Origin of the sequence: Weissella sp. MSCH1 (genome assembly GCF_045799135.1) — a bacterium.
Lineage (GTDB): Bacteria > Bacillota > Bacilli > Lactobacillales > Lactobacillaceae > Weissella.
The window spans coordinates 40,917-52,541 of sequence record NZ_JBJMBA010000040.1 but is presented as its reverse complement, the minus strand read 5'-3'; the positions used below and the strand labels follow the sequence as shown (position 1 = coordinate 52,541).

The following is an 11,625-nucleotide window of genomic DNA, read 5'->3' as shown; positions in this document are numbered from 1 at the left end:
TGTTTGCGGTGACGCGACGTGCTGAACTCGTGAACGAAAAGTACCATTCAGCTACATTTTTAGACTTGTTATTAAATGACACGCCTGGAAATGTGGACTACACATTATATAGAAAATTGAAAGGGGACTCTTAGACATGCCTACTATTAACCAATTGGTTCGTAAGCCTCGTAAGTCAAAGAGCACGAAGTCAAAGTCACCAGCTTTGAACTTCGGTTACAACTCACAATCAAAGAAGACGACTAGTGTTTCTTCACCACAAAAGCGCGGTGTTGCAACTCGTGTCGGAACGATGACTCCTAAGAAGCCTAACTCAGCTTTGCGTAAGTACGCCCGTGTGCGTCTTTCAAACTTGATCGAAGTTACGGCATACATCCCAGGAATCGGCCACAACTTGCAAGAACACTCTGTTGTTTTGATCCGTGGTGGACGTGTTAAGGACTTGCCTGGAGTTCGTTACCACATCATCCGTGGTGCTTTGGATACTGCCGGTGTTGACGGTCGTATGCAATCACGTTCAAAGTACGGCGCAAAGCGTCCTAAGAAGAAGTAATTAAGGGAGGACATATAAAATGCCACGTAAGGGTTACACTAAGCAGGCTGAAGTTCTGCCTGATCCAATTTACAACTCAAAGCTTGTTTCACGTTTGATCAACCGCTTGATGCTTGATGGTAAGCGTGGAACTGCTTCAACTATCTTGTACGAAGCATTCGATCGCATCAAGGAAGCTACTGGTCAAGAGCCATTGGCTGTGTTCGAAGAAGCTTTGAACAACATCATGCCTGTATTGGAAGTTAAGGCTCGCCGTATCGGTGGTTCTAACTACCAAGTTCCTGTCGAAGTTCGTCCAGAACGTCGTGTAACGTTGGGATTGCGCTGGTTGGTGCAATACTCACGCGCTCGCGGTGAGCACACGATGGATGAGCGTTTGGCTAAGGAAATCATGGATGCTGCCAACAACACTGGTGCATCTGTTAAGAAGCGTGAAGACACGCACAAGATGGCTGAAGCCAACCGTGCCTTCGCACACTACCGTTGGTAATAACCAATTGATGGCTACAGTCAATATGACAGTAGCCATTTTTGTATAACTTACGGTATAATAGAACCAACGCAACTAACATGTGTTGGATGTAATAGAATTTCAAGGAGAAATACTCATGGCTAACAAGCGTGAATACCCATTGCTACGTACGCGTAACATTGGTATCATGGCGCACATCGACGCCGGTAAGACGACGACGACTGAGCGTATTTTGTACTACACTGGTAAGATCCACAAGATTGGTGAGACTCACGACGGAGCTTCACAAATGGACTTCATGGATCAAGAAAAGGAACGTGGAATCACGATCCAATCTGCTGCCACGACTGCCGTTTGGCGTGGATTCCACGACCAATACGACAAGGAACCATACCGTGTTAACATCATTGACACGCCAGGACACGTGGACTTCACTATCGAAGTTGAGCGTTCATTGCGTGTTCTTGACGGTGCGGTTGCCGTTCTTGACGGTGCTGCCGGTGTTGAGCCACAAACTGAAACAGTTTGGCGTCAAGCTGAGACGTACGAAGTACCTCGTATCGTCTTCGTTAACAAGATGGACAAGATGGGTGCTGACTTCCAAATGTCAGTTGACTCATTGAAGTCACGTTTGGACGCTAACGCAAAGGCTGTTCAATGGCCAATCGGTGCCGAAGATGACTTTGAAGCCATCATCGACTTGATTGAAAAGGTTGCTTTGTACCCAATCGATGATTTGGGTGAGAAGTGGGAGAAGCGCGAAATCCCTGCTGACTACGCTGAGTTGGCAGAGGAGAAGTACAACGAATTGGTTGAAGCCATCGCTGATGTTGATGACGATATCATGGAAAAGTACTTGGGCGGAGAAGAAATCTCTGAAGCAGAATTGAAGGCTGCTATCCGTCGCGCAACGATCGCTTTGGAGTTCTACCCAGTTCTTGCAGGTTCAGCCTACAAGGATAAGGGTGTGCAAATGATGCTTGACGCGGTTGTTGACTACTTGCCATCACCAATGGACGTTAAGCCATACATCGCAACGGACCCAGATACTGAAGAAGAAGTTGACTTGATTGCCGACGATGACAAGCCATTCGCGGCTTTGGCATTTAAGGTTATGACGGACCCATTCGTTGGACGTTTGACTTTCGTTCGTGTTTACACGGGTACTTTGGAGTCAGGTTCATACGTTTTGAACACGTCTAAGGGAAAGCGTGAGCGTGTTGGTCGTTTGCTACAAATGCACGCTACGAACCGTACTGAAATCGACGAAGTGTTCTCAGGTGATATCGCTGCCTTGATCGGTTTGAAGGATACGACGACCGGTGACTCATTGACTGCTACGGATCACCCATTGATCTTGGAGTCAATGGAGTTCCCTGACCCAGTTATCCAATTGGCTATCGAGCCAAAGACGAAGGCTGACCAAGACAAGATGTCAACTGCTTTGCAGAAGTTGGCTGAAGAAGACCCATCATTCCGTGCTGAGACGAACCCAGAAACTGGTGACACGTTGATCTCAGGAATGGGTGAGTTGCACTTGGACATCATCGTTGACCGTTTGCGTCGTGAATTTAACGTTGAAGCTACTGTTGGTGCGCCACAAGTTGCTTACCGTGAAGCATTCACGCAAACTGTTCAAGCACGTGGTTACTTTAAGCGTCAATCAGGTGGTAAGGGACAATACGGTGACGTTTGGATTGAATTCTCACCAAACGAAGAAGGTGCCGGATTCGAGTTCGAAGATGCCATCGTTGGTGGTGTGGTTCCTCGTGAATACATCCCTTCAGTTGAAGCTGGTTTGAAGGACTCATTGAACAATGGTCCTTTGGCTGGATTCCCATTGGTTGACTTGAAGGCTAAGTTGTACGATGGTTCATACCACGATGTCGACTCATCAGAAGCTGCCTTTAAGATTGCTGCATCATTGGCTTTGAAGGAAGCTGCAAAGACTGCTGGTGCCGTTATCTTGGAGCCAATCATGAAGGTTGACATCGTTGTTCCTGAGGATAACTTGGGTGATGCAATGGGTCACGTTTCTGCCCGTCGTGGTATGTTGGAAGGACAAGAGCAACGTGGAAACTCAATGATGATCCACGCTAAGGTTCCTCTTTCAGAAATGTTCGGATATGCAACGACTTTGCGTTCAGCTACGCAAGGACGTGGAACTTTCCAAATGGCCTTTGACCACTACGAAGCTGTTCCTAAGAACGTTCAAGAAGACATCATCTCAAAGTACGGTAAGGGTTCGGACGCTGAGTAATTTTAATTACCAGCGACTCACTTACTAATTGAGTTGAAAAATTAAGGATGAAGATAATTCTTTCGAGTTATCTTCATCCTTTTTTGTTTGGTTCCAGTCCGATTTCGTGGCCTTTTTTTCGACAATCTGCTTAAATAGTAAGCGTCACCTATTAATAAACGGGAATTAATCAGGACAAAACAGTCGTATTGTTATAATCAAAGTTGTTGTTAGTCCGATTTACCTCAATTCTCACTACTAATAGGAATTGGGCTAGCAACATCCCCGTGAGTCGGTTTGAAACAGGAGTGTTTTGAACCGCTTTTTTTGAGAGTCGCAGAGTTTAGAGGAGAGTTTTGCTATGTTAAAGACGATTGGTCAAGTGATCAATGATGTGAGGCGAGAGAAACATATCTCTTTAGCACAAATAGCAGATTTGGGCATTAGTAAGTCCCGCTATTATCGGTTTATCGATGGTGAAATTGATATGCCGATGTTTGACATTATGACGATTATGGACGCGCTGACCTTATCATTCGCAGAATTGGGTCAGTTGACTAATAAAGCAAGCCTACAGGATATTACGTTACATTGGTTGTTAACAACGGATATTGCGGAATTGGTTAATCGCGCGAACGGATCGGATGACCAGGATACCGATTTTCGACGGTTGATTTTTGCTTATGCACTAGCATTGCGTGAAGATAATATCAACCCAGAACAAGATGAGGCTATTTTTCAGCGTTTAGTAACCTTGGAGGCTTTCACACTTATTGACTTGGTTGGCTTCGCATTAATCGCACCGGCCGTCTCAGCTGATAAGTTCAAATTATTGTATGTTCGTTACGCTGCTGGCATGGCTAATTTTCAGAATTTTTTGAATAGTGATATTTATGATTTGGTCTTGTCGATTCACATGGCTGCAGTTGATAAATTGCTCTTACAACCGGAAAATCGTAGCTACAGTAGTACGATGTTTGTGATTGAAACAATCCTAAATCAGTATACAGAACCACAATATATGGAACTACGGTTACTGCAGCAAGTCATGCAATTGCTAAAGACAACCACTGATGGGGTGACGTTTACGACGACTAACCGAATGACAACATTGCTTTTAAGCGCCAAGACACATCAAATCGCAGTGATGAAGACGCGCTTAATGAGCCTTGATTTGAGCGCGTTGTGGACCGAATTCCAAGTTGGTGCGTCAAAGTTTTGGGTAAAGCCGAATGAACATGTGCAACTACCGAAGTTTTCAACGTTACCACCAGAAGAAATGTTTAATCACTACGGTGACGTGTTCCGCTGGATTATCAAGCAAAAGCATGTGACGCCTGGGATGGTGGTTGACGCGGGTGTTTCGACTTACAAGCTATATAAGGCTTACAATGAGAATGGTTATCTGCAACTAGAAGAATTATTGAAATTAATGCATCTATTAGACCTGATGCCAAGCGACATCGACGTTGTTTTGCGACGCCGTTTGATTAATGTCACCAACTCGACTTGGTATCAATATAGTTGGCAGCACATGCAACCGCTTGGCTATGATGCGCTTGCAAGGTCAATGCAGTTAAAATACGAGACGGATCACCAACGCAAGGATTTGGAGGCATACTTCGAATTTAAGGCCTTGGATGGATTATTTGTGCACCAGAATTGGTTACAAAGTCCAGCGGCTGCTGAATTAAGTAAGACAATCAGTGATGAATTGATGGCGATGGAAACCTGGACGTACGCTGAGTTTCGTGTGGCACGGTATGCCATGCTACACATTGAAAATCCGGCAGGAATTCAAATGTGGGCACAATTGTTGAATCGAGCGATGCGGAAAGTTGATCAACGTTATATCAACCGCAATACGGTGCTTGATATTTTCGAATGGCCATTATTACGGGCTATCTTGCTTGGTAAGCGAGAGTTAGCAGAAACCTTGTTGCAGGTAGCGCAGGTACCCGATACTGATCCAGCTGATGTGATGGTGTTTGGCCGTGGTCAGCAACGCTTATTTGATATTTACGCGGCTATTTTGCATAATCAACCTCATGCGCGACGAGATTTACAAGAGCATCTAAGTGATTTTGTTGTGCTAGCCGGTGACCGTAAGTTCAGTGATGCCTATCAAAAAATCCTACGACCATTGTGGGAAGAATAGTAAAAAACACACGCTTCGAGTTGTCGGAGCGTGTGTTTTGTTATGTACCGTAACATACAAAATTGCTTATTTTTGGTAAAATAAAGGTTATGTAAAGAAAGGTGGTACTCAGTAATTGGCACAACCCATTATTGAATTTAAGCACGTGGCTAAGCAATATGATGATACAGTCGTATTGAAGTCTGTCGATTTAGAAATCGAAGCAGGAAAGTTCTATACCTTGTTGGGGCCTTCTGGATCAGGTAAGACAACGATTTTACGTTTGATTGCTGGATTTTTGGAAGCCTCATCAGGTGACATCCTGTTTGAAGGGGAACGCATTAATGACGTTCCAGCTGAAAAGCGCCGTGTTAACACGGTTTTCCAGAACTATGCATTGTTCCCAAACATGAATGTTTTTGAGAACGTTGCCTTCGGAATGTCGATTAAGGGTAAACCGAAGAATGAAATTAAGGCCAAGGTCGCTGAAATGCTTGAACTCGTCAAGTTGGGTGGCTATGAGGACCGTGAAATCTCTGAATTGTCTGGTGGACAACAACAACGTGTGGCAATTGCGCGAGCATTGGCTAACGACCCTGAAGTGTTGTTGCTCGACGAACCATTGTCAGCCTTGGACTACAAGTTGCGTAAGGATATGCAATACGAATTGCGCGAGATTCAAAAGCGTTTGGGTATCACGTTTATCTTCGTGACCCACGATCAGGAAGAAGCGTTGGCAATGTCAGACTGGATTTTCGTCACGAACGAAGGTGAAATCGTTCAGAACGGTACGCCGGTTGATATTTACGACGAGCCGATTAATCATTTCGTTGCCGACTTTATCGGCGAATCAAATATTGTACCTGGTGTGATGCGTGAAGACTATTTGGTGGCATTTGCCGGTAAGGAATTTGAAAACGTCGACGGTGGTATGCGTCCAAACGAACAAGTTGAAGTCGTTTTGCGTCCGGAAGACTTGGATTTGGTCGCTGAAGAAGATGGTAAGCTCGTTGTGACGATTGATGACCAATCATTCCGTGGGGATTACTACGAAATTACCGCGCACGATGATGATCAAAACGAATGGCAAGTCCAAGCCACTAACCCGGCTGTTATTGGTGAGCGACGTGGATTGTACTTTGACCCTGAAGATATCCACATCATGCGTTTGAATGAATCAGAAGAAGATTTCGATGCTCGTCTGGAGCAGTACGACGATTCTGAAGAGGAGGGCGCTGATGAACAATAAGAGAACTGTCAGCTACACCGTTCCGTACATTTTGTGGCTCGTTCTCTTTGTCGTTGCACCAGTTGTGCTGTTGGTTGTGCAATCATTTGGCAACATTTACGGCCACTTTACGCTCGACAACTATGCGACCTATTTTAGCTCAGGAACGTATCTACGGATGACATTTAATTCTGTGTTCTTCGCCTTTATCGTGACGTTGATTACATTATTGATTAGTTATCCAATGGCTTATATTATGAGTCGTTTAAAGAATGCCCAATTCTGGTTGTTGTTGGTCATTTTGCCAACTTGGGTGAACTTGTTGCTGAAGGCGTATGCGTTCATCGGTCTGTTTTCTAAGACAGGAACCGTGAATAACTTTTTGTCATTCATCGGCATCGGCCCACACCAAATTATGTTTACGGACACATCATTTATGATTGTGGCGGCGTACATTGAAATTCCATTTATGATTATGCCGATCTTTAATTCATTGGTCGAGTTGGATCGCAGTTTGATTAACGCAGCCCGTGATTTGGGGGCAACGCCTTGGCAAACCTTAACCAAGGTTATCATTCCAATGTCAATGAGTGGTGTTAAAGCTGGTATTCAAGCCGTCTTTATTCCAACGTTGTCATTGTTCATGATTACGCGTTTGATTGGTGGAAATCGTGTCATTACCTTGGGAACTGCTATCGAGGAACACTTCTTGGTGACGCAAAACTGGGGAATGGGATCAACCATCGGCGTTATTTTGATTATCGCGATGGCTGCAACGATGTTCTTCACGCGTGATCGTAAGAAGAAGGGAGGTCGCCGTCGTGGATAATAAGCCAAAGAAGTGGTCGTACATTTACTTGGTCTTCGTGTTCATCTTGATGTATGCGCCCATCTTTTATTTGATTTTCTACTCATTCAATAAAGGTGACTACATGAATGGCTTTGCCGGCTTCTCATTGCGTCATTACCAGGACATGTTTGCGGATTCACGATTGATGGAAATTTTGGTTAACACGTTTATCGTGGCCTTACTTTCATCAGTGATTGCAACGCTGATTGGAACCTTCGGCGCTTTGGGTATCTACAATACAAAGCACCGGGGGACAAAGAATCTGTTGTTGTTTTTGAATAATGTGTTGATGGTATCACCAGATGTTATCATTGGTGCTAGCTTCTTGATTTTCTTCACGATGATCGGCATGAGCTTGGGCTTTGGGTCAGTGGTCTTATCACACATTGCCTTCTCAATTCCAATTGTTGTGTTGATGGTTTTGCCTCGTTTGAATGAAATGAACCCAGCCTTGATTGATGCGGCCCGCGACTTGGGTGCCTCAAACTATCAAGTGTTGTCACGTGTGGTGTTGCCATATGCTTGGCCTGGTATTTTGGCTGGCTTCTTTATGGCGATTACGTACTCACTTGATGATTTCGCAGTGACGTTCTTCGTGACAGGTAATGGTTTCTCAACGTTGTCAGTTGAAATTTACTCACGTGCCCGTCAAGGAATCGATTTGTCAATTAACGCGCTATCAGCATTGATGTTCTTGTTATCATTGCTGTTGGTCATTGTTTACTACTTCATTTCTAACTACAGTGTGAAATCAAGTAAGAAGAAGCGTGGTGGCGCAGCAGGAATGGTGGTGCATCAATAATGAATAGATTAGCATGGTTAACTGGGATTATCCTGGCCGTTGTCGCTTTGTTGTTCGGCATTAACGTTGCGCTACAAAAGTCGGCGGAGTCAGGATTGAAGACTGGTTCAAATAAGACTTTGACGATTTACAACTGGGGTGACTACGTTGATCCGTCATTGATTAAGAAGTTCCAGAAGGAAACTGGGTACAAAGTGGACTATGAGACATTTGACTCAAACGAAGCGATGTATACAAAGATTAAACAAGGTGGGACGCACTATGATTTAGCGGTGCCATCTGACTACATGATTCAAAAAATGAAGAAGGCCCATATGTTGGTTAAGCTTGATCACAGTAAGTTAACAGGCTTGAACAATTATGATAAGCGCTTCATGAACCAACCATTTGATCGTGGCAATCAATACTCAGTACCTTATTTCTGGGGTACGTTGGGAATTGTTTATAACGACAAATATGTTAAGGCGGGCGACATTAAGACATGGAACGACTTATGGAACCCGAAGTACAAGAATTCAATCATGTTGATTGATTCATCACGTGACATCATGGGGATGACGCTTGCTTCAAGTGGCGAGTCGGTTAATACCAAGAGTATTCCTGAATTGGCCGCAGCGAAGGGAAAGTTGGACACTTTGATGCCAAACGTGAAGGCGATTGTCGCCGATGAAATCAAGATGTACATGGCCCAAGATGAGGCTGCCTTGGCGGTGGATTACTCAGGGGATGCAGCAGAAATGATTGCTGAAAATAGCCACTTGCATTACGTGGTACCGTCAGATGGTGGTAACCTCTGGTTCGATAACATTGTGATGCCAAAGACGGTTAAAAATAAGCCAGCTGCATACGCTTTCTTGAACTTTATGAGCCAACCAGAGAACGCAGCAAAGAATGCTGAGTACGTTGGCTATGCCACGCCAAATAAGGCCGGTAAGGCGCTGTTGCCAAAGTCAATTCGTGACGATAAGCAATGGTACCCAGCCGAAAAGACTTTGTCACACTTGGAAGTGTATCAAGATCTTGGCCCATACTGGGTTGGTCAATACAACGATTACTTCTTGGAATTCAAGATGACTAATCGTTAATCAAAAAACGCTACTGGACACGAAGTTCAGTAGCGTTTTTTCTATGTCCGGAAAATAGTTTGGGACATTTCTGATAAGTGAATGTGGCATAATAATACGGGAATTTTTATGCGAAACGACTCAACGCTGGTAAACTAACGAATTAGGAGGGATATTATCAATACTCCTGATAGGTAAAATTATGCGGCTACTCACGTTTTAAGCTAAATTTTCCTACTTTTAGATGCAAGTTCTCTCTCGAATTTTCTTGTTTCTAAAACCCGGGCCTTTCCCTGTCCGGATACATATTAAAGACCCGACTGTGATGACGAAAAAATTATCGAGCAGGTTTACAAATATTTATGGATTGTTGAAATTTGATGTTTTTCTAAAGCTAAGCAACGTATAATTAGCTGTACTGCGTCTTAGCAGAATAACGACAGGTGGGAGTTTTTAATCCATGAAAAAGATTAAACCAGAAATTATTATTGCCGTTGTGGCTGTCATCTTGGTTGCTGGGGGTGTTGGCTTTGCCATGAAGTCCGCACAACAACCAAATGTACCAACACCACAACTTTCTACAAAGGTTGCCAAGAACGAAAGTGAAGTGGTGATGCATACGTCAAAGGGGAACATTAAGATTAAGTTGTTCAACAAGTATGCACCATTGGCAGTTAAGAATTTCATTACACACGCTAAAAAGGGCTACTATAACAACACAACGTTCCACCGGGTTGTAAAGGACTTTATGATTCAAGGTGGTGATCCAAAGGGAACTGGCCAAGGTGGTGAGTCAATTTGGAAGGGCAAGAATAAGAAGATTGATAGTGGTAATGGTTTCAAGAACGAAATTAGTAAGTCACTATTCAACATTCGCGGGGCCCTATCAATGGCCAACGCCGGCGCTGATACCAACGGCTCACAATTCTTCATTAACCAAAACAACGATGATCAAACAAGCAAGATTAGCCAATCTGATTATCCAGAAAAAATCTTCCAAGCCTACAAGAAGGGTGGAAATCCATCATTGGACGGATCTTATACGGTCTTTGGCCAAGTTATTTCTGGGATGAAGGTTGTTGATGAGATTGCTGACCAGAAGGTAAAGGACAATGGCTCAGGCGAAAAGTCAAAGCCAGTTGATCCGGTTAAGGTCACATCAATCGATGTTGTGAAGGAAGCAAAGTAACTCATTCATAAAAAATGCCATGCCTCGAAGTTGAGACATGGCATTTTTACGTTAACCAGCACTTTCCGTTTGGGCATCACGCGCAGCAGCGGTGTTGTTGACCAAAAGTTGGAAATAGTTATCAAAGCCGGGCTTATCATAGCTTTGCATCAAAGCGATAAAATCAACCGTTGACCATTCACTTACAATCACGGCACCATCATTATATTGCAATGAACGTGCAATTGATGAGGTGTTTTCTACCAAGTAGAAGGTGTCGTTTGTGTCCAAGTACAAGAGTTGCAATTTAATGTTCCGATTCGCACCCAATGCAGCTTTAGTTGCCAAAAATGGATCTGACACTAGACGCTGACTAACATTCTCGTGACGAAACTTGTGAATCGTCTCCAACGTGTTACCGATAATCTTCATAGATGGATCCTCGACTTTATCGAATAATGAGAAATTAAAAATTACTCTAATAACATTTTAATAAAACGTTGATGGATATTATAATACCACTAGTTATAGAAAAGGGCTAGATGGTTCTGTGTCCAAAAAAAGAAAGACATCAACCTGCGAGTTTGGTCGACGTCTTTCTTGTTCTTTTAACTATTGAACAATCAAAACGTCTGACTTGGCGTTTTGAACAACGAATGAGGCAACTGAACCAACCAACAAACGCTCCAACGTGTTCAAGCCTGACTTACCAAGCATGATCAATTCGTTACCGTGGTCAGCAGGGAAGTCGCGGGCGATAACCGTCTTTGGTGAACCAAAACGGACGTGGATGTTAACATCCTTAGCGCCTTCGTTGTGAGCAAGTTCTTGGTACTTAGCCAACTTTTCTTCGGCGTCTTGTACCAATTGGTAAACCACATCACCAGAAATTGACATGCCGGCCAAGCCTGACAATGAGTTTGTATCGATGACGTACAACAAATCCAACGTCGTGTTGTTACGAACTGCAACCGCAGCTGCCTTCTCAACTAACACCGTTGAAATCTTTGAACCGTCAACGGGCGCCAAAATGTTCTTGTATGCAATCTTATCTTCTGCCATGGTTCTGTACCATCCTTTTGTAATCCTTAGGAAGCACATATGTATGTGTT

Annotated in this window: 11 protein-coding genes; 9 read left to right on the top strand and 2 right to left on the bottom strand. The window is 43.8% G+C overall.

The genetic code is table 11. The annotated features are described in order from the left end of the window. Window positions 1-136 precede the first annotated feature (136 nt). The 9 genes from rpsL to ACJ28U_RS05855 all read left to right on the top strand — a co-directional run bounded on the left by rpsL (window position 137) and on the right by ACJ28U_RS05855 (window position 10,534). Window positions 137-553, top strand: coding sequence for a 30S ribosomal protein S12 (gene rpsL, locus ACJ28U_RS05895; RefSeq protein WP_099088218.1), 417 nt, complete (start codon window positions 137-139; stop codon window positions 551-553). 19 nt (window positions 554-572) lie between these two features. Next, window positions 573-1,043 carry a 30S ribosomal protein S7 gene (rpsG, locus tag ACJ28U_RS05890; protein ID WP_003608096.1) on the top strand — a complete coding sequence of 157 codons (471 nt, stop codon included), beginning with the start codon at window positions 573-575 and terminating at the stop codon, window positions 1,041-1,043. A 118-nt stretch (window positions 1,044-1,161) separates the two neighbouring features. After that, window positions 1,162-3,285, top strand: a complete 2,124-nt coding sequence (fusA, locus tag ACJ28U_RS05885; RefSeq protein WP_010370077.1) for an elongation factor G — start codon at window positions 1,162-1,164, stop codon at window positions 3,283-3,285. A gap of 340 nt (window positions 3,286-3,625) precedes the next feature. Next, on the top strand, window positions 3,626-5,422 hold the full coding sequence (locus ACJ28U_RS05880; protein ID WP_407618664.1) for a helix-turn-helix domain-containing protein: 1,797 nt from the start codon (window positions 3,626-3,628) through the stop codon (window positions 5,420-5,422). A 115-nt stretch (window positions 5,423-5,537) separates the two neighbouring features. Next, a complete protein-coding gene (locus ACJ28U_RS05875) occupies window positions 5,538-6,650 on the top strand; it encodes an ABC transporter ATP-binding protein (RefSeq protein WP_099088216.1) in 1,113 nt (370 codons plus the stop codon). After that, entirely contained in the window at window positions 6,640-7,458 is an 819-nt protein-coding gene (locus tag ACJ28U_RS05870) for an ABC transporter permease (protein WP_407618663.1), read from the top strand. Before ACJ28U_RS05875 ends, ACJ28U_RS05870 begins: the two co-directional genes overlap by 11 nt. A gap of 49 nt (window positions 7,459-7,507) precedes the next feature. Continuing rightward, window positions 7,508-8,281 (top strand): ABC transporter permease, encoded by a 774-nt coding sequence (locus ACJ28U_RS05865; RefSeq protein WP_407618740.1) that lies wholly within the window; start codon window positions 7,508-7,510, stop codon window positions 8,279-8,281. After that, window positions 8,281-9,366 (top strand): ABC transporter substrate-binding protein, encoded by a 1,086-nt coding sequence (locus ACJ28U_RS05860; protein WP_407618662.1) that lies wholly within the window; start codon window positions 8,281-8,283, stop codon window positions 9,364-9,366. Before ACJ28U_RS05865 ends, ACJ28U_RS05860 begins: the two co-directional genes overlap by 1 nt. 439 nt (window positions 9,367-9,805) lie before the next feature. After that, window positions 9,806-10,534 carry a peptidylprolyl isomerase gene (locus ACJ28U_RS05855; RefSeq protein ID WP_043708713.1) on the top strand — a complete coding sequence of 243 codons (729 nt, stop codon included), beginning with the start codon at window positions 9,806-9,808 and terminating at the stop codon, window positions 10,532-10,534. A 51-nt stretch (window positions 10,535-10,585) separates the two neighbouring features. Here the strand turns inward: ACJ28U_RS05855 and ACJ28U_RS05850 are convergent, their stop codons facing one another. After that, window positions 10,586-10,945 (bottom strand): hypothetical protein, encoded by a 360-nt coding sequence (locus tag ACJ28U_RS05850; protein WP_010370055.1) that lies wholly within the window; start codon window positions 10,943-10,945, stop codon window positions 10,586-10,588. Between the two features lie 180 nt (window positions 10,946-11,125). Then, window positions 11,126-11,575 (bottom strand): universal stress protein, encoded by a 450-nt coding sequence (locus ACJ28U_RS05845; protein ID WP_010370050.1) that lies wholly within the window; start codon window positions 11,573-11,575, stop codon window positions 11,126-11,128. Window positions 11,576-11,625 lie beyond the last annotated feature (50 nt).

Bases quoted from the DNA above. Each gene is read 5' to 3' on its own strand.
- rpsL (WP_099088218.1), top strand. From the start codon at position 137: ATGCCTACTATTAACCAATTGGTTCGTAAGCCTCGTAAGTCAAAGAGC.
- rpsG (WP_003608096.1), top strand. From the start codon at position 573: ATGCCACGTAAGGGTTACACTAAGCAGGCTGAAGTTCTGCCTGATCCA.
- fusA (WP_010370077.1), top strand. From the start codon at position 1,162: ATGGCTAACAAGCGTGAATACCCATTGCTACGTACGCGTAACATTGGT.
- ACJ28U_RS05880 (WP_407618664.1), top strand. From the start codon at position 3,626: ATGTTAAAGACGATTGGTCAAGTGATCAATGATGTGAGGCGAGAGAAA.
- ACJ28U_RS05870 (WP_407618663.1), top strand. From the start codon at position 6,640: ATGAACAATAAGAGAACTGTCAGCTACACCGTTCCGTACATTTTGTGG.
- ACJ28U_RS05865 (WP_407618740.1), top strand. From the start codon at position 7,508: ATGTATGCGCCCATCTTTTATTTGATTTTCTACTCATTCAATAAAGGT.
- ACJ28U_RS05860 (WP_407618662.1), top strand. From the start codon at position 8,281: ATGAATAGATTAGCATGGTTAACTGGGATTATCCTGGCCGTTGTCGCT.
- ACJ28U_RS05855 (WP_043708713.1), top strand. From the start codon at position 9,806: ATGAAAAAGATTAAACCAGAAATTATTATTGCCGTTGTGGCTGTCATC.
- ACJ28U_RS05850 (WP_010370055.1), bottom strand. From the start codon at position 10,945: ATGAAGATTATCGGTAACACGTTGGAGACGATTCACAAGTTTCGTCAC.
- ACJ28U_RS05845 (WP_010370050.1), bottom strand. From the start codon at position 11,575: ATGGCAGAAGATAAGATTGCATACAAGAACATTTTGGCGCCCGTTGAC.